Source organism: Paenibacillus sp. MDMC362 (assembly GCF_003269305.1).
Taxonomy (GTDB): Bacteria; Bacillota; Bacilli; order Paenibacillales; family Paenibacillaceae; genus Paenibacillus_AQ.
This window is the reverse complement of sequence record NZ_QLYT01000021.1, coordinates 85,484-108,398: the sequence shown is the minus strand read 5'-3', so window position 1 is coordinate 108,398 and position 22,915 is coordinate 85,484. Positions and strand designations below refer to the sequence as shown.

The window sequence follows — 22,915 nt, the reverse complement described above, 5'->3', positions numbered from 1 at the left end:
AATCCTTGATGATTCACAAAATTGACGCAGCATCCACTAATGAAAATAGCCAATCCTTCGTTTTGAGAGGGATTGGCTGTTTTCTGTTTAAAAGAAGTTTATTGTTGTTCTTTTTCCGTGAAAAATGTAATGATGGCAAATAACAGAAAGGCAAGGAGCAGGAGCGAACCGCCCACAATAAACAAGACCAACACCAAACTGTCGTCCAGCTGAAAAGGATTCAAATTGTACATCCACATTCCGAACGTTAAGCCGAAGGACCCCAGGATCGCCAGCCAGCCGTGGACAGCAACCAGTTTCTTATATCTTACTTTGTATGCCTTGTAGAAGATCCCCCAAGCAAATACCGACAACCAGCCGACCAGTAAAATGTGGGCGTGGATCGGGCGCAGGGAGTAATCCATCTCGCCTGACATTTTGGAACCGAGATAAGTTCCAAGAATGCCGAACAGCGCTGCATATCGAATTAACCGTAAACTCCATTTTTGTTCCATGATTCATCATGTCCTTCCATTAGAAAAATAACGGTGAAGGTCGTACCCTTCATAAGCTCGCTCTCGAGCGTTATCGTTCCGTTTAATAGTGTGACGATTTCTTTGACAATGGACAGGCCAAGCCCTGTCCCGTCTTTCTTGCGGGTTGCATCCACCCGGTAGAAACGCTCGAACACTTGCTTGGCTGATGCCTCCGACAGACCGACCCCGGTGTCCTCGAATGTGAGGATAATCTTGTTTCCGGCGACGGTGCACGAAATGAAGATATGGCCGTTCGGTTGGTTGTACTTAATGGCGTTCGTTATCAGGTTATCCCACACGATCGCCAGCAGCTCTCGATCGGAGTGCAACACGGTTTCATCTAATTTGTACGAGATGGTCAGGTTCCGGTCCTGTAGACTCCATTGATGTTTTTTGATGGATTCCTTGATTTGCAGATCCAGTCGGAGAGGGCTCTTTTTCACCGGGTAACCGGATTGATCCAGGGACGTGATCAGCAGAAGCTGTTTGGTCAGATTCGATAATCGTCTAGCTTCATCGCTCACGATACCCGCGTACTGCAGCCGCGTCTTCTCATCCAGATTCGGAAGAAGGAGCAGGTCTCCATACCCTTGAATATTCATTAATGGAGATTGAAAGTCATGAGACACGTTGCTGATGAAGGACTTCCGGGCGACGTCATTATGCTGCAGCTGCTGCTGCATTCGCAGGAAGTTCTCAGCCAACTGGCCCAGCTCATCCTTACGATGGATATCCAGCGAATACGTAAAATCTTCGTTGGTGATCGCTTTCGTCGCTTCGGATAGCTCAGAGATGGGGTGAATTAGCCGTTTGGTCATTTTGATTACGCCCAATAGGCTCACGATGGCGACAGCTACGATAAATCCCGCCAGCATCATATGGATATCGGAAAATAGGATTTTGCTGGCCGGTTTGACGAATAGAGCATAAGTCTGATTTCCGATTTGAAGGGGGAGCCCGACGGTGTTTCTAATGTCATTGGAGAAATGCCCCATCATCCAGAGCTGATCCCATATGCCGTCTTTCCCCATATACGGCGTGCCGCTTAACACCTGTTTCATGGTGTGGTCGGGCAGCCGGGTATGCTCAAAAGGCTCACCGAAAAAATACGCCTCTCCGGGACGGTTAGCCAAATAAATCTGGTATCCTAGCTGTCCGACGGACTCAAGGAAAGGGTGCACGGTATGGCTCGATACATGCATTTCCTCGAGAACGTGGACGATTTGCTCGGCAACCTCCATGTTTTGCTGCGTGATTTCTTCTTTGGTAAATATCACGTAGACGACGTTTGCCAGAATAAATCCGATGAGGATGCTGATCCCTAGAATGAGCAGTGTTGTGGATATAAACTCCCGGTATAATGTTTTCATTCGGTCGCCTCTAATTTATAACCAATGCCCCTGACGGTCTGGATCTCGATCGAAGCGTTGTAACGTTTGAGGCGGTCGCGAATCCGGTTCATATGCGTATTCAATGTCATCTCGTTGCCTTGATAATCCTCGCCCCATGCCTGCTCGATAAGAACGGACCGGGGAGTGACTTTGTTGGCCCGTACTGCCAGCATGGTCAGCAGCTCAAACTCTTTCAGAGGAAAGAGAATGGTTTCATCCTTGATGATCACTTCAAAATCGTTCCGGTTGATTTTCACATTGCCGACCTTCAAAACACTTTCCATTGCGCGGCCATAGCGGCGAAGAACAACGGCAACCCGAAACAGCAGTTCCTTTGGCTCAAAGGGCTTCACAAGATAATCTTCGGAGCCTGATTTAAACCCTTGTTCCTTGTCGGATAATTGTCCCTTGGCGGTCAGCAGGATGACAGGAATGTCGAGCTCTTTCGTTAGTATTCTAGTCAGGGAGAAGCCATCCATTCCGGGCATCATGACATCCACGATGGCTAGGTTTACCTCTGACTCTTCCAGAAGCTCCAGCGCGTGCTTTCCGTTATGAGCTTGTAAAACCGTATAGCCTTCCCGGGTCAAATGGATGGTCACAAGCTGCAGGATATCATAATCATCGTCTACGACTAAAATTTTCACGGAAGATTCCTCCATACCTTACATTATGCCTGGGATGAGAGTTTTCTCGGATCCTTATCTTTTTCGAAAAATAGAATTAAGGAGGGAAGCAGAATGCCTCTTACCAGGAATGTATCTAATAAAATACCAATCGCAACCATAAAACCGAACACGAAGAGATCGGCAATCGGCATGGTGGTCAATGCGGCAAAGGTTGCCGCCAAGATCACGCCTGCCGAGGAAATGACGCCACCCGTATTGCGGATGGCCACTTCAAGAGCTTCCTTAATCTTTAATGTTCTTCTCTCTTCGAGGAAGCGGGAAATAAGAATAATATTATAATCGATTCCCAGCGCCACCAAGAATATAAACGCATAGACAGGAACTCGCGTACTGATGGATTCGTACCCGAACAGCATATCGACCAGGAAGATACCCAGGCCAAGGGCTGACACGTAAGAAATGAGGATGGTGGCCATCATATACATCGACATTTTTAACGAGCGGGTCAAGGCAACCAGCAGCACGAGAATCAGAGCCGTTTCCAGCAAGATGACTTTGATAATGTCACCGTTGTTCACGGTTCGTTCATCGACTAGTTTGGCTGTCACGCCGCCGTAGTAAACATCGCCCCGAAGAGACAACTCGTTAAGAAGGGCGTCAGTCTGGCTCTGAAGCTCTTCAATAAAATCGATAGCTTCGGTGGAATAAGGATTCATCGTCAAGGCAACGCTGAGCTTTGCCGCCTTGGAATCTTCCGTGATGCCGGCCAAGCGGACGGAGTCGATTTCTTCGTAATTCTCCAGCTTGTTCAGGAATTGATCGATCTGCTCGTCGGATAGCGCATTCTCGGATTCCAGAAGAACCGTCGACGGTGCAAGCTCGCCTTTGTTATATTTAGATTCCACGATCTCATAACCTACACGGGAAGGCAAGTTTTCGGGGAATTTCTTGACGGTGTCGAATTCATATCTCAGGTTGAATACGTTCAAGGCGGTCACGATCATGAAGACAGCCACGATTCCACCGGTCAGCAGCGGCTTGTTCACCACGAATTTGGCTACAGGTCCCCAGAAACCGTGTTTGCTTTCATTTTTTTGACCGAAGTGAGGAACCTTAGGCCAGAACGCTTTCCTCCCAAACAGGGTGAACAGGGCTGGGACAAGCGTGACGGAAGCGAGCATAATAATAAACATGGCCAAACCGAATACCGGCGCAAAATTTTGATAATCACGGAAATCCGTGAAGAACAGAATGAGCATCGCGGCGAGCACGGTGCCGCCTGCAAAAAACACAGGTTCCCCGGTAGCGCGCATGGCAAACTGCATTGCAGTATATTTGCTTTCATGTTTATTCAATTCCTCGCGGTATCGCGAGAACACAAACAGCGAGTAGTCGATCACGGCGGCAAACAGCAGGATGCTCATGATGGAGGTGGTCGAGTTGTTAATTTCGAGCCCGGCTGAGCCCATCAAGGCTACGGATTGGTTGACGACCTGATATACGATAGCCGTAGCAAGCAGAGGAATGAAAGCAAGCAGCGGTGAACGGTAAATAACGATCAATAATACAAGAATAATGGCAATGGTAGCAAGTAGCAGAACAAAATCTGCCTGCTCGAAGAGCTTGATCGTATCGCCGGCTATCCCGGCTGGACCTGTAATATAGAAGTCCGTACTCAAACCCCTGGCAATTTCGCTGCCAAGTCTGGAGGCTTCGTCATTGATTTCCGAATATTCGCCGCTGCCAAGACCGGCTTCCAGGCTCATGGGAACGATGACGGTAGAGTTATCCTCCGAAGTGAAACCCTTCAGTGCTTGAGGCGGCAAGGAGCCGATATCGACTATGGATTTGACTCCCTGGATATTGGCGGATACGACTTCCTTCAAAATTTGCTTTACTTCATCCAGATTTACGTTTCCTGATGCATTATGAAAAACCAGGATCCCTGGCGTTCCTTGCTCATTCGGAAATGTCTTCTCCAATTTGTTCTCGGCTATGATGGACTGCGCTTCATCGGGAAGTGACTGGAAGTTGGTCGCTTTGTAATCTCCAAGCGTTGGACCCGCGCTTAAACCGACCATAACGATCAGCCAGATCAGTATGGTAATCCACATCCCTTTTTTGGTTGAGACCCAATCGGTGATGGGATATAATAGCTTCCTCAAAAGTTTCCCCCCTCTTTAATTTGTTGCACTTACTCTAGCACAGCTAAATAAATTTAATATAAACTCGAAAGTCCGGCATTCGAGCGGCAACACAATAACCACGTATAATAACATGGAATGAGTAGGATCATTGCAAAATATTAAGCATGCCATTATTGATCATCATGATGCAATTGGCATTAATCCTATTTTGCATCATGACCATTCCGGTGGGGATTTTAACCAGTTATAGCAGCTCTCGGATTTTACAGAACTCAGAGATGAACATAGATGATTAAGAAGTCGCTAAGTTAGCGGCTTTTTTTACTATAGCGACGTAAGTTTTGTCCTTAGCTGAGGATGCTCCACATCTCGGATTCGGACCATTACGCTAAAGAATACGCGGAATGCTGGTGCAAGTCGTCATATGACAACGAAGAAGTCGGAATAACGGTAGATCACATGGATGGAAAGGAGGTAGAATGTCGTCACCAAAGAAGCATTAAGGAGAGAAGCATATTGATTTTGAGGATTATAAAATGGATGCTGTCCGTCATTATTCTTGTTATCATAGGAGGGCTTCTGCTTGTAAATCTAACCCCTGTTCCATTTATCCATTGGCTGCGCAGCCAGCCGGAAGCAGCGCTTGCAGCACCTTCGAATTGGGCAGAGCTTGAGCAGCTGGTAGAGGTTCATAAAGACCTCACGTATCCTTCGACATTCAAATCCAACGAAATCGACCTGTACCTCCCCAAAGACCGCGTTGGCAAACTGCCGACGATCCTTTGGGTTCATGGCGGCGCTTTTGTGTCAGGCGATAAATCGGGCACCGCCTATTGGTGTACGATGATGGCCAGCAAAGGCTATGCGGTCCTCAGCATGAATTACGAGGTGGCTCCCGAGGCACGATATCCGGCACCAGTCCTTCAGATGACGGAGGTCTATCAATATCTGGAGGAGCTTACGGATTTCCCGTCCTTGGACTTAGAACGTCTCATTGTCGGCGGAGACTCTGCTGGCGCCCAAATTGCATCCCAATTCATCGCCATTCAGACGAATGCCGATTTAGCGCAGCGGACAGGGATTGAACAAGTGGTTCCGGAAGAATCCATACAAGCGGCGCTGCTGTATTGCGGTCCGTATAACGTCAAACAGCTGGCGAGCGTTACCGGCAGATTAGAGAAATTCTTCCTAAATCAGCTGGGGTGGGCTTATATTGGAACACGGAACTGGAAGGATGGAACCGAAGCAGAAGAGGCTTCAACAACAAACCATGTGACAAGTGATTTTCCGCCAACCTTTATTACGGACGGCAACACGGGTTCTTTTGAAAAACACGGTAAGGAATTGGAGGCGCGGCTCAAAGAGGCAAACGTGCCTGTGAAGTCATTGTTTTACCCGCTGTCCCATGGCGTCGTGCAGCACGAATATCAATTTCAGCTTAACACTAAAGAGGCCTTGGAGTGTTTTGGGATGACGTTAGCCTTTTTGGAAGAGCATTTGCAAGAGCGGGATAAACAATGACAAAGACTGGTGCTTCAACTTTTATCGGGAGAAGTAGTAAAATGGGGGTAGCTCAATACCAGGGAGAGGAGTCTCATCATGTACAGCCATATCAAGGCAATTCCTTGGAATTCGATTCGCGTCAAGCTGGTGCTTGGCCTTTTGGGCGTGGCAATCCCTCTAATCGCCTTACTGATCTATATGAGTTATTACAGTGTGAACGTCATTCATAATCAGGTGGCGGTCTCTAATAAAAATATGATCTCCATCCAAATGAGGCAGATCGATAACCAGCTCTCCGAGATCGAACGGCATCTGGTGAATCTGTCCAGATCGGAGGTCAGTGTGCTGACGATGAAAGACGCGGTGCCGGACAATACGTATATGATGGCCAAAAGCGATGTTTCCCGGAAGCTGTCCTCTGATCTTTCGGTTTATCCTTACATTGACGGACTTTTCGTATATTCTTTGCCGCGGCATGATTTTGTTGAGGCCTACAAAGGGTCCATGACCTATACCGGATTATTGGAAATGCGAGATTATCTGCAGGAAAGCAGCACGAGCCAGAACCGCTTCTACGGAATGGAGGCGAACTGGCAGCTGCAAGAGATTGAAGGGTCCTATTACGCGATCAAGTTGCTCAGGGATGACAATATCAGCGTCGGGTCATGGGTATCCCTCAAAACCTTGATGTCGCCGATGTCGGTTCTGAACACGGGTGAAACCGGAGCTATGCTGTTCGTTGACGACCAGGGGAAGCCGCTTTATAACACGAAGCCCCTGCAGGATAAAACATTGGATTTCACCCATGGTTTCAACAGCTATTACATGTCAGGCAAGGACAAAGACTATCTCATCGTGGGAGAGACTTCGAAGAAAGCGGACATCAGCATGGTCGCCGTCATTCCGGACAAGCTGACCCTCGAAAATCTGCCATATCTCAAAAAAACGGCTGCCTTCCTCTCCGCATTCGCAATTTTGCTGCTGCCGGTCAGCTTGTGGTTCCTGCGGAAAGTGCTGCTTCGGCCGCTGCAGAAGATCGTTCAATTAATGCGAAGAATCGGAGAAGGGAACTTCAATTTGCGAATCGAGAAAGTACCGTCCGCTCCCGAGGAGTTTCAGCTGGTATATCGTACGTTAGATCAGATGGTGTCGCAGATTGAAAAGCTGAAGATTGACGTCTACGAAGAGCAATTGAGCAAGCAGCGGGCAGAGCTGAAGCAGCTTCAGCTCCAGATCAACCCGCATTTTTTCATGAATTCCTTGAATATTTTGTACCACTTGGCACAGGTGAAGCGGTACGAATTGATCCAGGAGATGACGCTCTGTCTGGTTCAATACTTCAGATATATGTTCCAGAGCAATAACCAGTCGCTGGTTCTATTCAAGGATGAGCTGCAGCATACGAGAAATTATTTGCGGATTCAACAGCTGCGGCTTCCCTATCAATTCGAAAGCGAGATTCATGTTCCGGAGTATCTGCTCGAAACCCCGGTTCCTCCGCTGATGCTGCAGACGATTGTAGAAAATACGATCAAGCATGCCGTAAGGGCCGACGTGCGGACGACGCTGGTCATTGAAGCGTTCCTCGACGATTTGGCGGAAGAGCCGGTCGTATGTCTGACCGTTCGAGATACCGGTAAAGGCTTCGCGGATGAAGTGTTGGAGGCGGTCCGCAGCGGACAAGGGGCAGAGGCCGGGAGAGAGCATATTGGCTTGTGGAATGTACGGGAACGGCTGCGCCTGCAATACGGGTATCGGGCAAGGATGGACTGCTATAACGACGATCCGCACGGGGCGGTCGTCGAACTCGTCATTCCGGTAAGCCCTGTACAGGATGGGAAGGAGTTGAGCGACGATGCGTCATTTACTGATCGTGGATGATGAAGTCATTGCCGTGGAGGTGCTGAAGCAAGGCGTCGAATGGGCAAAGCTGGGCATTTCTGCGATTTTCACTGCGCACAGCGCCGGCCAGGCTATGGAAATCATCCGGCGGGAGCATGTGGATCTTCTGTTATGCGATATTGAAATGCCGCAAGGGTCCGGTTTGGAGCTGCTCGAGTGGGTACGAGAGTACAATCCGGAAATCGTTGCGATTTTCCTTACCTGCCATGCCGATTTCCAGTATGCCAAGCAGGCGATTCAACTGGGCAGCTTTGATTACTTACTGAAGCCAGTCCCGTTGGCGGATCTTGAATCCGTCATGCGGAAAGCGATCGGGAAGCTTGAGCAGGAGCGCGAGCAATCCGAATTCAGTCAGTACGGGAAGTACTGGATGCAGCATCAGCCTCTGCTGGTCGAGCGTTTTTGGCTGGATATTCTGAATCAGTCGATTCCGAGCGACCCCGCGGCAATTAAGAAGGAGGCAGAAAGTCGCAATATTCCGTATTCGGAGGATATGATTTTTGCCCCCATCCTGATTCAGGTTCGGAGATGGAATAAGGAAATCACGCGGCGCGATGAGAAAATCATCGAATACGCGATACGCAAATCCGCCGAGGAACTCATCCAGGAGCGGTCCGAGCATGGCATGCTGGTGCCGCTGGACAAAGGACGCTGGCTCGCCTTGATCAACCGGGATCCGGCATCGGCCGATGACGATACAAGCAAGGAGAGGTGTGAAACGTACATCGAAGCTTGCAGGAAGTACTTCTATGCGGGGGTTTCCTGTTATATCGGGGAGCCGGCACACGGCCATGAGGTTGCCTCGATGTATATTCAATTGGATCGGATGAACGAAAGCAATGTGGCTTACGATCATCACGTCTTTTTGTTGAAAGATGAGAAGCTGTCGGCTGCTCTCCAGCAGATGCTTCCGGATATGAGCATGTGGGCGATACTGTTAAAGGAGGGCGCGAGCGGACAGGTACTGAAGGAGGCGGAGGTTTACATCCGATCTCAGATCGAAGGTAACTCACTCACCTCGGATTTACTGAACCAATTCATTCAGGATTTTCAGCAAATGCTTTATTATGTGCTTCATCTGAAAGGGATCCAGGCGCATCAGCCTCTCAGGGACAGCCGATCCTTGGAGTTATATGCAAAATCGTTGCGCTCGGCAACGGATGCGCTGGACTGGATTCGTCATATCGTTCAAAGGGCGATGGATTTTGCGTCTTCAGTGGAGCATTCGCCAAGTGTAGTAGAGCAAGTCAAAGCTTATATCCGCGAGCATCTGTCCGAGGATTTGTCGCGGGAGGATATCGCGAGTCATGTGTTTTTGAACCCGGATTATTTGACCCGAATCTTCAAAAAAGGGACCGGTATGTCGATCTCGGACTACTTGCTCCAGCAGCGATTGAGCATGGCGGCCGGACTGCTCGCAAATACCGAGCTGTCCGTCAGTTCGATTGCGACGCGAATCGGCTACGCCAACTTCTCTCACTTTTCCCGCATGTTCAAAAAATATATGAATATGAGCCCGGTCGAGTACCGGCAAGAGCATGCCGGCATCACCAGCTCCGGGGAAAGTCGGTAAAGTGACAGTGAAAAGTCGTTATAAGAGCAGTGCACAATCACGTCCCCTCTTACAATATAGCTAGAAACATATCAATCACAAAGGCGGGGGAACAGATGAAAAAATCATTCGCACGACTATCCACGATGCTCTTGAGCGCCGTCATCCTATTGTCGGCGTGCGGAGGAGGGAAAGCAGCCGACCAAGACAATGAGCCGGCAAGTGAACAAAAAGCCCTCACGGAGCTGACGGTCGTGCTTCCGGTGGCAGGCTCCATTCCGAAGGATATGCAGCAAGTGGAGGACGCCATCAACAAGTTTGCGGCCGAGAAAATACAAGCCAAGGTCAAATTTGAGCATATTTCTGTCGGAGACTGGGAGCAGCAGACGAATCTGATGTTTGCAAGCGGCGAGAAAATGGATCTGCTGTACCTATCCGGTTATAACTTCAGCAACATCGTTGCGAAAGGTCAGCTGAAGCCTCTGGATCAATTGCTTGAACAGCATGGTAAGGGGATCGCCGACGCCTTGGGTAAAGATTATTTGCAAGCGACGCGTATCGGAGGCGAGATATACGGAACGCCGACGGTGCGGGATTTGGCGGCCAGCTATGGGCTGACCATGAGCAAAGACTTGGTTGATAAATACAAGATCGATGTTGCCTCGATCAAGACGCTTGATGACGTGGAAGCCGTGCTGCGGAAGGTAAAGGAAGGAGAGGGTCCTACCATGACACCGCTGGTTACCGGTGCTGCGGGGCAATCCTTCCGAGAAAATTATGTCAACTACGATAGTCTGAATGACACGATCGGTGTTCTTCCGAACTATGACAATGGCCTCAAGATTGTCAATTATTACGAAACGAAGGAATATGCGGACTTTATCAACAAGATTCGCGGTTGGTATCAGGACGGGCTGATTCCACAGGATATGGCCACAACGCAGGCAACGCGGTTTGACATGATCAAGGCTGGCAAAGCCTTTGCCTATATGGCTATGCAAAAACCCGGCTTCGCGGAGAGCGAGAAGAAGCTGTCCGGGCTCGAGCTGGTCACTGCAGAGCTCGTACCTCCTGTAGCTACGACGAGCACGGTGACGGGCGCGATGTGGGGCATTCCGGTCAATTCCGAAACCCCTGAGAAAGCGATGGAATTTTTGAATCTGATGTACACCGACAAGGATACCGTGAACCTGTATGACTGGGGGATCGAAGGCACCCATTATGTAAAGGTGGACGGCTTCGACAATGTGATCGGTTATCCGGAAGGCGTTGATTACAATTCGGTAGGTTATAAAATGCCGCTTGGCTGGCTGTTCGGGAATCAGTTCCTGTCTTATGTCATGAATGGCGACGATCCGGAAATTTGGACCAAGATGGATGAATTCAACAAGAGCTCCAAGCGCTCGAAAGCCATGGGCTTCCTGTTTGACGCTTCTCCGGTGAAGACCGAGTATGCAGCCGTAAGCAACGTCATTACGCAATATAAAATGCCGCTGGAGACAGGCAGTGTAGACCCGGAACAGATTTTGCCGGAGTTCATCTCCAAATTGAAATCGGCCGGAATCGATAAAATTATTGCGGAGAAACAGAAGCAATTGGATGAATGGGCTAAAACCAACGGCGTGAAATAAAACATTATGTGAACGGTTACGGGATACTCCGTGACCGTTTCTATTTGTATAGAGAAGAGGAAATGTTTAAAGTCTAAGCACACATCGAACAAGTGAAGCATGAACGGCAGGCCGCACAGGGTTAATCCTTGGCGGGCTGCTTTTTTTTGTTGGCATAGCGCTTCCAAGGGAAATCGGATGTTTCAGCGCGTTTTCTGTCCTTGGTTCTCTCTACTGACGCTGAAGTCGGGAAAGCACAAATGTGAAGTCGTCTAAGCGGTAGTGACCGGGTTGTCCGCTCTTTAAAATGAAGATATAGATTCGGCTATTAAGCCGCAAAAAGGGGGAAGTGCGGTGACAAGTACAACACGCCGTAAGGGGCGAAAATCCTTACGGAAATACATTCCGCTATACATCATGATGTTGCCGGGGCTTATCTACCTGCTCATCAACAATTATTTGCCGCTGTTCGGTCTAAGCATCGCTTTTAAGGACGTGAACTACAGCAAAGGGATATGGGACAGTGACTGGATCGGCTTCAAAAACTTTGAGTATCTGTTCAAAACGGATGATGCATTTATCATTACGCGTAACACGATTCTTTACAATGCAGCGTTTATCGTTCTCGGCTTGATCGTTTCGGTTGGTATCGCCATATTGCTGAACGAGATCCGCAACAAAGTGGCATCACGTTTTTATCAAAGCGTTATTATCCTGCCGTTTCTCATCTCTATCATTATCGTCAGCTACCTGGTTTACGCCATGTTCAGCGTGAATACGGGAATGGTGAACAAGACGCTGCTTCCGGCACTTGGGCTGGATCCTGTCTCATGGTATACGGAGCCCAAATATTGGCCCTTCATTCTGACGGTCGTGCATATTTGGAAGGCAGCGGGGTATTCCTGCATCGTTTATTTGGCAGCCATCATCGGCATCGATCCCGAATACTACGAGGCTGCAAAGCTGGACGGGGCCTCCAAATGGATGCAGATCCGCAAGATTACGCTGCCGATGATTACGCCGGTGATTACCATTTTGACACTGCTAGGCATCGGGCGCATCTTCTATTCCGATTTCGGATTGTTCTACCAGGTGCCGATGGATTCCGGCGCACTGTTCTCGACCACCAATGTGATAGACACCTACGTATTCCGCGGGTTAATGCAGCTCGGTGATATCGGTATGTCCTCGGCGGCAGGATTCTATCAGTCGCTGGTCGGCTTCGTTCTCGTGCTGGTCTCCAATTATGTCGTGCGGAAAATTGATAAAAACAATGCTTTGTTCTAAGGAGCGATCCATATGAAAAACGAATCTCGCGGTCTGCAATGGGCAGCGCACATGATCATGATTGTTTTTTCCCTGGCGTGTATTCTTCCGTTCATCCTGCTGTTTATCTCATCGATCACGGACGATCACACGATTGCCGTGGAGGGCTATTCCTTCTTCCCCTCCAAGCTCAGCCTGGGCGCATATGAATATCTATGGAGAGAATCAGCACAGATCTTCCATGCGTACGGGATCACGATCCTGATCACGGTGATCGGCACGAGCGCAAGCCTTGTCATCACTTCACTGCTGGCCTATCCGCTATCCCGTAAGGATCTTCCCGGCGGTGTCGTGCTGTCGTTCATCGTGTTCTTCACGCTGCTGTTTAACGGGGGATTGGTTCCGACCTATCTGGTCTATACCCAGCTGTTCGATATGAAAAACACGCTGCTTGCCCTGTTGATCCCCTGGCTGCTCATGAATGGCTTCAATGTGCTGCTGATGCGGACCTTCTTTGCCACCACGATCCCTTCGGCGGTGCTGGAATCAGCCAGCATGGACGGTGCCGGGGAGTTCAGAATGTATTACAAGATCATTCTGCCGCTGTCGCTGCCGATTATGGCGACGGTCGGCATGTTCCAGGGGCTGGCATACTGGAACGACTGGAATAACGGATTGGTCTTTGTAACGGATCCGGAGCTGTTCAGCCTGCAAAATCTTCTGAACCGGATCATGAGCGATATCCAGTATTTGACCCGCAACAGCAGCATGAATTCAGGAAATGCACTGGAGCAGCTGCCAAGCGAGACATTCCGGATGGCCGTGGCCGTCATTGGCGTCCTGCCGATCCTCGTCGCCTATCCGTTCTTTCAGAAATACTTTGTTAAAGGCATGACGATCGGTGCGGTAAAGGGCTAAACCAGAACGTATAAAACAAGATGACCAAGGACAGGAGTGAAGTCGAAATGATAGGAAATTGGCATTGCATCATCGACAAACCGCGAATGAAAATACAGTTTAAAATCAGCAAAAAAACAGGCTACACCCTCGATGCCGTCATGGAGCCCCTTCCGGTACCGCTCTCATTCCCCGACGTTACGGTGCAGGGCAACCAACTACGGGGACTGGGCAAAGTGTTTTGGAAGCCGGATGAGGATCTTTCCGTCCAGCTGTCGTTCGACGGGGATTCGTTCACCGGTGAGCTTCGCATTCCCTCGTTCGGGAGCTTCCCCCTTCAAGGTGAAAGGGGGCGGGGGCCCTATTTGGCACAATCCTTGCTGGAGGAAGCAGTGGTGCATCGAAAGAGCGGGGTACGGGAGCGTACGGACGAAGAGATTGCAGAGGCTGTGGAAGCGTTGCTTGCCGACATGTCGCTGGAGGAGAAGGTTGGTCAAATGTGCCAGTGCCAGGCCTCCAATTTCTCCTTCGGGAATGCCGTGGAATCCGACCCGCCCGAGAAGCTGATTGCCGAGGGCAGGGCAGGGTCGGTACTGGGAGCCTTTGACATTACAAGAGTATTCGAATTGCAGAGAATAGCCGTCGAGCAATCGCCGCACGGCATTCCGCTGCTGTTTCACGCGGACGTCATCCACGGCTCGCAGACCATTTTCCCAATCCCGCTGGCATGGTCCAGCAGCTGGGACATGGAAGCGATCCAAGAAGCGTGCGCGATCGCCGCTAAGGAGGCCAGCGCTTCCGGAACGATATTTAATCACGGCCCGATGATCGACATTACCCGTGATGCCCGCTGGGGCAGGGTATCGGAAGGAGCCGGCGAGGATCCGTTTTTAGGAGCGTTAATTGCCAAAGCTCAAGTTGCAGGGTACCAAGGAGCGTCTCTGCATAGCGAAGAGACGCTGGTCGCCTGCCTGAAGCACTTCATTGCCTATGGGGCAGCGGAAGCCGGCAGGGATTATAACAGTGTGGACATCTCGGAGGGCACGCTTCGAAACGTATACCTTCCGCCGTTTAAGGCTGCTGTGGAAGCGGGAGCCGGCTCGGTGATGAACGCCTTTAATATTTATCAGGGAGTCCCGGTTGCGGCAAATACGTTCATACTGAAAGAGCTGCTTCGGGAAGAGCTGGGATTTGACGGAATCCTCATTTCCGATTACGGCTCGGTTGACGAGATTCGGATTCACGGACACGCGAAGGATACGAAGGAGGCTGCGCATAAAGCTGTTCATGCCACGATGGACATTGAGATGGTGACACGGGCTTTCGATCATCTGCCCGCGCTGGTCAGGGAAGGTAAGGTGAGCGAACGGCAAATCGATGATGCTGTTCGCCGCATTTTATACGTGAAGTACAAAACAGGTATAATGGACGACCCATATCGATATATTCGCCCTGAGAAAGAAATCCAATATCACTTTAACGAAGTGCATCTGCAGGCAAGTTTGGAGTTGGCGCGCAAATCGGCCGTTCTGCTCAAGAACGCCGGCGTGCTCCCGCTGGCAAAGGATGCCGGCAAAATCGCGCTGATAGGTCCGTTTGCCGATAGCAAGGACCTGCTCGGACCGTGGCAGTTCTCCCGGTACGGCCATGAAACGGTGACCCTGTACGAAGGGCTGCTAGAGAAAGGCATTCCTGCGGAGCGCCTCCTCTACGCTCAAGGTAGCGGCGTGAATAAAGCCATTGACGGCGGAATCGAGGCTGCAATCTTACAGGCGAGAGAGGCCGATATCGTCGTTCTGGCGCTGGGTGAGAGCAGCGATATGTCGGGTGAAGCGGCTTCCCGTATGGATATCGTTATTCCCAAGGCGCAGCAGCGGCTGGCGGAAGCCGTGATCGCGGAAGGCAAACCGACGGTTCTTGTCCTGACGAACGGACGCCCGCTGGTCCTGGACTGGTATGACCGGCATGTCGATGCCGTTCTGGAAACCTGGTTCCTAGGCTCGCAGGCAGGTCACGCGATCGCAGACGTGTTGACAGGAGATTACAACCCGTCAGGGAAGCTGACGATGAGCTTTCCCGCCCGCATCGGGCAGGTGCCAGTATACTACAACAGCTTTAACACCGGCAGACCGGTAACGGATACGAATGGAAAGGATAAATTCATATCCAAATACTTGGACGGACCGAATGACCCGTTATATCCATTCGGATATGGGCTGAGTTATACGACTTTTGATATATCGGCGATCACCCTGGACCGTCGCGAAATGACGGCGGATGGTACGATTATGGTCACGGTGAAAGTGACGAATACGGGCGGTGTTTCCGGGGAGGAAACCGTTCAGATGTACATTCAGGACTGCTGCGGGAGTATTGTAAGACCGGTTAAAGAGCTGAAGGGCTTCCGGAAAGTATGGCTGGAACCGGGAGAGAGCCGGGAGGTTACGTTTACGATTAAAGTCGAGGAATTGACGTTCTGGTCGCCGGCTTCCGGCTACACGGCTGAGCCCGGCACATTCAAGGTGTACATCGGTTCCAGCAGCCGGGATCTATCGGATGGGATAGAGTTTGAATTGCTGGATGAAATGAATCATAACGGGGAGGAATTGAATTGACCAATCAGCGGGATTTGAAAGCACTGGTTTCGCAGATGACCTTGGAGGAGAAGGCGAGCCTTTGCTCCGGTAAGGACAATTGGCATACGAAAGGGATCGAGCGGCTGGGCATTCCATCCGTTATGGTGACGGACGGACCGCACGGGCTTCGCAAGCAGCGGGCCTCGGCTGACCATCTGGGCTTGTTCGACAGCGTGCCTGCAACATGTTTTCCGTCGGCGGCGGGCGTAGCGAGCTCATGGAACCGTGACTTGATCTACCGGATGGGCGAAGCGCTGGGCAGAGAATGCCAGACGGAGAACGTAGCCGTATTGCTGGGGCCTGGGGCTAATATCAAGCGTTCGCCCTTATGCGGACGCAACTTTGAGTATTTCTCTGAGGATCCTTATTTATCAACCGAGATGGCGACCCATCATATCCGGGGGGTTCAGAGTCAAGGGGTCGGGACCTCACTCAAGCATTTCGCGGCCAACAACCAGGAGCATCGGCGGATGACGTCGGACTCGGTGGTCGACGAGCGGACGCTGCGTGAAATCTACTTGGCCAGTTTTGAAGGCGCCGTCAAGCAAGCACAGCCGTGGACGGTGATGTGCTCCTACAATAAAGTGAACGGAGAATTTGCTTCCGAGAATGAGACCCTGCTGACCGATATTTTGAAAAACGAATGGGGCCATGAAGGCTTTGTCATTTCGGATTGGGGTGCGGTTAATGAGCGGGTCAAGGCGCTCGCGGCAGGAATGGAGCTGGAGATGCCGTCAAGCCACGGCGAGGGGGACGCAAAAATTGTAGAGGCCGTAAGAAACGGCCAGCTGCCCGAGTCCAAGCTGGACGCTGCGGTTGAGCGTCTGCTTGCCGTGATCTTCAAAGCCATAGATCAGCGAAAGCCTGATGCGGCCTTCGATCAGGCGGAGCATCACCGTCTGGCTCGCGAGGTGGCTCAAGAGAGTATGGTGCTGCTTAAAAATGAAGGCGGACTGCTGCCTTTGGCCCGAAGCGGCCGCATTGCCGTCATCGGCGAATTAGCTAAAGAGCCTCGCTATCAGGGCAGCGGCAGCTCCAAGATTCGTCCGACCCGGCTGGACGATATCTTAGGAGAATTAGAGGCATCGGCCGGCGATGCGAAGATCCATTACGCGCCCGGCTATAAGCTGAACGAAGAGGACATTGACCCGCAGCTGCTTCAGGACGCGCTTGCCCTCGCATCCGAGGCTACCGTTGCCGTTGTTTTTGCCGGGCTGCCAAACCGTTATGAATCGGAAGGCTTTGACCGGAAGCATCTGCGGATTCCACCGAATCAGATCGCTCTGATCGAAGCGATAGCGAAAGTGCAGCCGAATCTGGCAGTGGTGCTCAGCAACGGCGCACCGGTGGAGATGCCGTGGCTTGGGGAAGCCAAGGCCGTGCTGGAAGCGTATCTGGGCGGGCAAGCGCTTGGCGGAGCCATCGCGGACATTCTGTTTGGTGACGCGAACCCGTCCGGAAAGTTGGCCGAGACGTTCCCGGTGAAGCTGAGCGACAATCCCTCGTACTTGTTTTTTCCCGGGGAAGGCGACCGCGTCGAATACCGCGAAGGTTTGTTTGTCGGATACCGCTACTATGATTCGAAACAGCTGGCTCCCCTGTTTCCTTTCGGTCACGGGCTGAGCTACACCACATTCGAATATTCCAATCTGACGGTTGATAAAAAGCAGCTAAAAGATCGTGAGAAACTCACCGTTACCGTCGATGTGACGAATAAGGGAGCCCGACCTGGCAAGGAGATCGTTCAGCTCTATGTACATGATATGGAGAGCAGCGTGATTCGGCCTGAACAGGAGCTGAAGAGCTTTGACAAGGTGGAATTGGCGCCGGGCGAAGCAAAGACCGTTACCTTCGAACTGGATCGCAGAACCTTCGCCTATTATGACGTTGAGCTGAAGGACTGGGTCGTCGAGAGCGGCAAATTTGAAGTTCGAATCGGCAGGTCCTCCCGTGACATCGTCCTTACGGAGATCGTTGAGGTACAATCCACAACCGTGCGGGAGATCGTATTCCATCGCAACTCTACCGTTTCGGATTTGAAAATGACCGCCAAAGGCGCGGCTTTCGTAGAGGATTTTATCGGCAAGCTCCCGTTTGCATCCGCGATTGAAGACAGTTCCCATGCGGAAATGTTTCGGGCGTTCCTGGACGCCTTGCCATTGCGCGGCTTGTTGTCGTTCAGCGGCGGCAAAACGACAGAGAAGCAGCTGAGTGACCTGATTGACTTTTTGAACAGCTGACTTGAATGAGTCGCTAAGAATAGCTAATTCAAACATTACCACAACCATGATATGAATAAATTCTTCATGTGTCGGATCAGGGAAAGGAAGTGTCTATTCAATGAAACATGAGCAGCCCATGCCGTTGTATCCACGGCCGCGACTTGTGAAATGGTTGGGTGGAGAGAGCAGCTGGTCGGTCAGCGTTACGTATGATATTCAGGAAAGAGCAGTCCCAGCCGTGGAGCAGGTGAGACTGAAAATTCGATTGGAGCAGGCGTTGACTGGCTCTTTTCAGGATGATCCTTCAACAGATTCATCCATTCCGATATCGGTCTCTTTACAGGAGGGACTGCACCCGGAAGGCTATGTCTTACAATGGGATGAAGCAGGTCTCCATATCGTATACAGTCAACCGGCCGGGTTGAATTATGCGGTGGTTACCTTGGAGCAGCTGCTCTCTCGCCAAGGCCTTACTTGGAGTTGCTTTCGAATAGAAGATGAGCCCGATTACCCGGTACGCGGCTTGATGCTGGATATCGGACGGAGCAAAATTCCGAAGCTGACCGAGCTGTTCCAGCTGATTGACCAGATGGAGAGGTTAAAGCTAAATCATCTGCAGCTGTATATGGAGGGATACTGCTTCGAATATAAACAGCATAAGACGGCGTTCCCTGAAAGCACGCCCATGACTGCGGAGGAGTTCCGGAGATTGAATGCATACGCTGCCAGTCGATTTATCGATCTCGTGCCGAACCAGAATTGCCTGGGTCATATGGGAGACTGGCTGAGCAAACCTGCGTACCGGGAGCTTGCGGAGCATCCGGACGGAATGCCGATTGAAGCTCCGTTTCCGTTGACATTCCCTCCCACCACCTTGAATCCCGTGGATCCGCGTTCTCTAGATTTGATCCGGGGGATGTTCGACGAATTGCTGCCAGCGTTCACATCCGATTGGGTGAACATCAATATGGATGAGCCGTTTGGTCTTGGGTCCGGCAAAAGCAAGCAGCGATGCGATGCGATCGGATTGGGCCCGCTGTATATGGAGTATGCAGCGGGCGTGACGGATATCGTTCGAAGCCACGGAAAGAAAGCGATGATGTGGGGAGATGTATTGACACGCCATCCGGAAGTAGCCGAACGAATCCCGGACGATGTGACGATCCTCGATTGGAATTATGACAGCAGCATTTCTTTTGCCGAGCACTGCAGCATGCTGCAGAAGAACGGAATATCCTATTACGTATGTCCTGGAACGAGTTCCTGGTCCTCTCTGTCCGGTCGAACCGACAATATGCTGAACAATATCGCCGACGCAGCAATTCAAGGCCGGAAATTCCGGGCCGGAGGGCTTATCGTGACTGACTGGGGCGATAACGGACATTGGCAGGTGCCGGCGATCAGCTATCCGGGGTATGCCTACGCAGCCGGGTTAAGCTGGTATACGGAAGGTAACCTGCAAAGAGAAGATGAGTTGAAGAGGTATCTGTCGGAGTGCGTATTTAAAGACGCCAGCGGTGAGATCGGGCATTTCCTGATGGAATTGGGACGATACTATCATTTGGAGAACAGCTCGCTTGATAACGGCACCTATCTGAGTGCTTTGCTGACCCGCGGATTAAAGAGCCGGGAGCAGCTGGAGAAAGAACTCAGCCTGTTTTTGCGGATATTTGCAGAGCTTAACGGAACGACAGTCGACTCGTTTCAGCTGGATTTTCAATATCAAGACATGCTGGCGTGGCTGGAGAAGCGTAAAGAACAGCTGGAAAGACTTGATCTTCAAGTCCGCGATGCCGACGTCATTACAGACGAGCTGCGGAATACCCTGCGGTTAATTGAACAGGCGGTTGGGATTCACCGATATATGTGTCGGATCGATATGTCTGATGCTCAAGATGAGGTCAACTGCATCATTGATCTGGATTCTCAGCTCAAGCTGGTTATTGAAGAATTTAATCGATTATGGCGGATCCGCAATAAGGAAGGCGGTCTTATAACCAGCACCCGAGCGATGTATACACTGCTTGACCAATACGAAGGGATTCGGCAAACTCAAGAATAGGTTTTAGAGCAGAGGCCTGCAACACGTCAAACTTCATAAAATGAGAGAGGTAGTCCGGAGTCATGTTTGGTGAGTTGCAGGAAGAAATTTCATTTGTACGAGGATATACACATAGCATCAAAGTCGCGATAATCGCGGCTTTTTTTTATGGAGGATCGCTATTTATTATCAAGATGGATAGAAAATATTCGAAAGCGGAAGCTTGGAATGGTAAACAAACACAACTCTGTTGAAAATGGTTGCAACACCCAACTAAATTCAAATATAATGTATACAGTTGGCCAATTATACTAATGGGGTTGAATATGATGAAAAGGATGGAATTTCAGAACGAATCGTACGGAAAAGAAATAACCGCAATTAATCGACATTTGCATATGCTGCTTACTCCGCGTCTTGCCCCGCTTCGCTTAGGATTTGGGCAACACATGTTTTTGCTGATGCTTTCAATGAAAGAGGAGGTGAATCAGAAAACACTAAGCGAGCAATTGATGGTCGACAAAACAACGACGGCAAAGGCGATCCGCAAGCTTGAATCTGAGGGTTACATTCGCAAAGAAATTGACCCCGTCGATCTACGGAACCAAAAGATATATCTAACCGATTCCGGAAGGGCAGTCGTTCCGAAGATTGAGGAAGCGCTAGCAGAATTAATGGAGATCGGAACAGAAGGGATCTCGGCAGAGGAGTACTTGGAATTAATGAGGTTGTTAAAAATCATATTAAACAATTTGAACAAACATGTACAAACTTCAACTCGTCAGTGATTCTAATGAGTAGGGGAGATGGATGTGAGAATAACCGTCATAGGTTCAACGAGTCCGACAGGTCTGGAGGTTCTAAAGTACGGTAAGACTCGTGGGCACAAGCTTATTGCATTTACAAGACGTCCGCAGTTGTTAAGTATGGATCAGAGCTTTGACAAGGTTGTAACTGGAGATGGACTTCATAAAACGGACGTTCTTCAAGCGATTGACGGAAGTGATGCAGTAATTGCGATTATCGGCGGTAAAACCGATATAGCCGGCGTTACGAAAACAATGATCAGCTCGATGCAGGAAAGGAATATCCGGCGTCTCATTTTTGTCAGCTCTTATTTACTTGAAGCCAAACGCCCCAGAATCTTCTCATCGTTCGCAAGATGGATCTTTCGTCACGAATTGACGGAACTTGATAAAGCCGAGAAGGTCATACAGGAGTGTGACCTTGATTGGAGTATCTACCGACCAGCTCACGACCCTTCAACCGGAAAGATAAGGGTACAGGAACAACGTCATGGTTTCCCTTCCGGTCCATATCAAATTTCTAGAGCAGACTTGGCTAAGGTATTAGTTGATGCGCTTGATAACAATGCGAGCTTCAGGAAAATATATTGTGTTACTTGGAGCAAGGAATAGAGAGGGGATGATGAGATGTATTACCTGTATACTTCACTGTTAGTATTCCATATTCTATCCGCAATTTTTGGAGTTGGACCGGTGTTTCTGTTCAATATGATTTTGAAGCGGGCGAAGTCGGCGGAACAGTTGAAATATGCTCATCATATCGTTGAAAAATTGAACCGAAATGCCAATGTTTCATTTGGTGTCATCCTCATCTCAGGATTACTGATGGGCTGGATGAACCCTTACTTGTTTCAAACGGAATGGTACATTGCTTCGCTAGTGTTGTTTTTTATCTCAGGCATGTATGCGATCTTTGCGGTTGAACCCATCCTGAAACAAATGCAAGGGATCGCGTCCAATTCGTCAGGGCCTAACGAGATTTCCTCAGAATACAAGACGTTATTTCAAAGAAAGCAATCCCGAGATGTGGTGGCAAACCTAATAGCAGTCATGATTATTCTCCTTATGGTAATTAAGCCCGAATTTAAGGTATGAGTATAATACCTGGGAGAGCCTGCCGATCCAATAGGCATACTAAGTCACAGAAATCGCGCCAATATAAATAAGCGGTACAATAACCTCATTTACCGCGAAGAAGAGCGCGAAATGATGCAGCTATGCAAATCCGAAAAAATCGGGGTGATTCCCTACAGCCCTCTAGCGTCGGGACGATTGACACGCGATTGGTCGGAAACGACGCACCGTTCCGAAACAGACATGGTTCAAAAATCCAAGTACGATGCCACTGCCGATGCCGACCGGGTAATTGTGGAGCGGGTTGCAAAGATTGCGGCAGAGCGAGCCATTCCCCGTGTATTGGTAGCTCTTGCCTGGTTGCTGCAAAAAAAACCGGTTACAGCACCTATCGTTGGTGCGACCAAAATTTCGCATCTCGAAGATGCAACAGCTGCTCTTTCGGTCAATCTCACACCGGAGGAGATTGCTTCCCTTGAAGAGCCGTATGTACCTCACCGGGTTGTGGGCGCGTTATAACCTGTCATGACCAAACCATCTTAAAGAAAAACACGTAAACACCAGCGGACTAACTTTGGATAAAACCGGGTTGCAGGATCTCTTCCTGCACCCTGTTTTTTTGATTTTACGGGAAAATAAAAAAAGCTTGGCAGATGCGCCAAGGAGTACAAAAAAACGATTGAACACAAAAAAGCGCTATGTTATAATCAGCAGCGCAATTGAA

The 22,915-nt window shown here is 50.0% G+C and carries 16 protein-coding genes and 1 pseudogene; 13 read left to right on the top strand and 4 right to left on the bottom strand.

Annotated features, from left to right (window positions below):
- Window positions 1-98 precede the first annotated feature (98 nt).
- From DP091_RS11360 to DP091_RS11345, 4 genes are read right to left on the bottom strand one after another with little or no spacing between them, the layout of a single operon-like run.
- Window positions 99-494 (bottom strand): hypothetical protein, encoded by a 396-nt coding sequence (locus DP091_RS11360; RefSeq protein WP_071220818.1) that lies wholly within the window; start codon window positions 492-494, stop codon window positions 99-101.
- Window positions 467-1,885 (bottom strand): HAMP domain-containing sensor histidine kinase, encoded by a 1,419-nt coding sequence (locus tag DP091_RS11355; protein ID WP_113058429.1) that lies wholly within the window; start codon window positions 1,883-1,885, stop codon window positions 467-469. Before DP091_RS11355 ends, DP091_RS11360 begins: the two co-directional genes overlap by 28 nt.
- Window positions 1,882-2,553 (bottom strand): response regulator transcription factor, encoded by a 672-nt coding sequence (locus DP091_RS11350; protein WP_113058428.1) that lies wholly within the window; start codon window positions 2,551-2,553, stop codon window positions 1,882-1,884. The genes DP091_RS11355 and DP091_RS11350 overlap by 4 nt, the downstream gene beginning before the upstream one ends.
- 23 nt (window positions 2,554-2,576) lie before the next feature.
- The gene (locus DP091_RS11345; RefSeq protein ID WP_113058427.1) at window positions 2,577-4,700 is read right to left on the bottom strand and encodes an MMPL family transporter; all 2,124 of its coding nucleotides are present in this window, start codon (window positions 4,698-4,700) and stop codon (window positions 2,577-2,579) included.
- Between the two features lie 498 nt (window positions 4,701-5,198).
- Here DP091_RS11345 and DP091_RS11340 point away from each other — a divergent pair, with 498 nt between their 5' ends.
- The 13 genes and pseudogenes from DP091_RS11340 to DP091_RS11280 all read left to right on the top strand — a co-directional run.
- Window positions 5,199-6,203 carry an alpha/beta hydrolase gene (locus DP091_RS11340; protein WP_181469779.1) on the top strand — a complete coding sequence of 335 codons (1,005 nt, stop codon included), beginning with the start codon at window positions 5,199-5,201 and terminating at the stop codon, window positions 6,201-6,203.
- Between the two features lie 78 nt (window positions 6,204-6,281).
- A complete protein-coding gene (locus DP091_RS11335; protein WP_113058425.1) occupies window positions 6,282-8,066 on the top strand; it encodes a sensor histidine kinase in 1,785 nt (594 codons plus the stop codon).
- Window positions 8,041-9,660 (top strand): response regulator, encoded by a 1,620-nt coding sequence (locus DP091_RS11330; RefSeq protein WP_113058424.1) that lies wholly within the window; start codon window positions 8,041-8,043, stop codon window positions 9,658-9,660. The genes DP091_RS11335 and DP091_RS11330 overlap by 26 nt, the downstream gene beginning before the upstream one ends.
- 95 nt (window positions 9,661-9,755) lie before the next feature.
- Window positions 9,756-11,270: an ABC transporter substrate-binding protein gene (locus DP091_RS11325; RefSeq protein WP_113058423.1), complete on the top strand. Its 1,515-nt coding sequence runs from the start codon at window positions 9,756-9,758 to the stop codon at window positions 11,268-11,270.
- A gap of 396 nt (window positions 11,271-11,666) precedes the next feature.
- Entirely contained in the window at window positions 11,667-12,536 is an 870-nt protein-coding gene (locus tag DP091_RS11320; protein WP_113058478.1) for an ABC transporter permease, read from the top strand.
- A 12-nt stretch (window positions 12,537-12,548) separates the two neighbouring features.
- Window positions 12,549-13,433, top strand: a complete 885-nt coding sequence (locus tag DP091_RS11315) for a carbohydrate ABC transporter permease (protein ID WP_113058422.1) — start codon at window positions 12,549-12,551, stop codon at window positions 13,431-13,433.
- Window positions 13,434-13,480: 47 nt separating this feature from the next.
- The gene (locus tag DP091_RS11310) at window positions 13,481-16,027 is read left to right on the top strand and encodes a glycoside hydrolase family 3 N-terminal domain-containing protein (RefSeq protein WP_113058421.1); all 2,547 of its coding nucleotides are present in this window, start codon (window positions 13,481-13,483) and stop codon (window positions 16,025-16,027) included.
- A 35-nt stretch (window positions 16,028-16,062) separates the two neighbouring features.
- Entirely contained in the window at window positions 16,063-18,288 is a 2,226-nt protein-coding gene (locus DP091_RS11305; RefSeq protein WP_113058477.1) for a beta-glucosidase family protein, read from the top strand.
- A 100-nt stretch (window positions 18,289-18,388) separates the two neighbouring features.
- Window positions 18,389-20,332 carry a beta-N-acetylhexosaminidase gene (locus DP091_RS11300; RefSeq protein WP_113058420.1) on the top strand — a complete coding sequence of 648 codons (1,944 nt, stop codon included), beginning with the start codon at window positions 18,389-18,391 and terminating at the stop codon, window positions 20,330-20,332.
- A gap of 293 nt (window positions 20,333-20,625) precedes the next feature.
- Complete coding sequence (locus DP091_RS11295; RefSeq protein WP_306438113.1) at window positions 20,626-21,099, top strand: MarR family winged helix-turn-helix transcriptional regulator; 474 nt, start codon at window positions 20,626-20,628, stop codon at window positions 21,097-21,099.
- A 24-nt stretch (window positions 21,100-21,123) separates the two neighbouring features.
- A complete protein-coding gene (locus DP091_RS11290; RefSeq protein ID WP_181469778.1) occupies window positions 21,124-21,729 on the top strand; it encodes an NAD(P)-dependent oxidoreductase in 606 nt (201 codons plus the stop codon).
- 15 nt (window positions 21,730-21,744) lie between these two features.
- A complete protein-coding gene (locus DP091_RS11285; RefSeq protein ID WP_113058417.1) occupies window positions 21,745-22,212 on the top strand; it encodes a DUF2269 family protein in 468 nt (155 codons plus the stop codon).
- Between the two features lie 81 nt (window positions 22,213-22,293).
- Window positions 22,294-22,710 (top strand): annotated as a pseudogene (locus DP091_RS11280) (aldo/keto reductase); the annotation flags it as partial.
- Window positions 22,711-22,915: the final 205 nt, after the last annotated feature.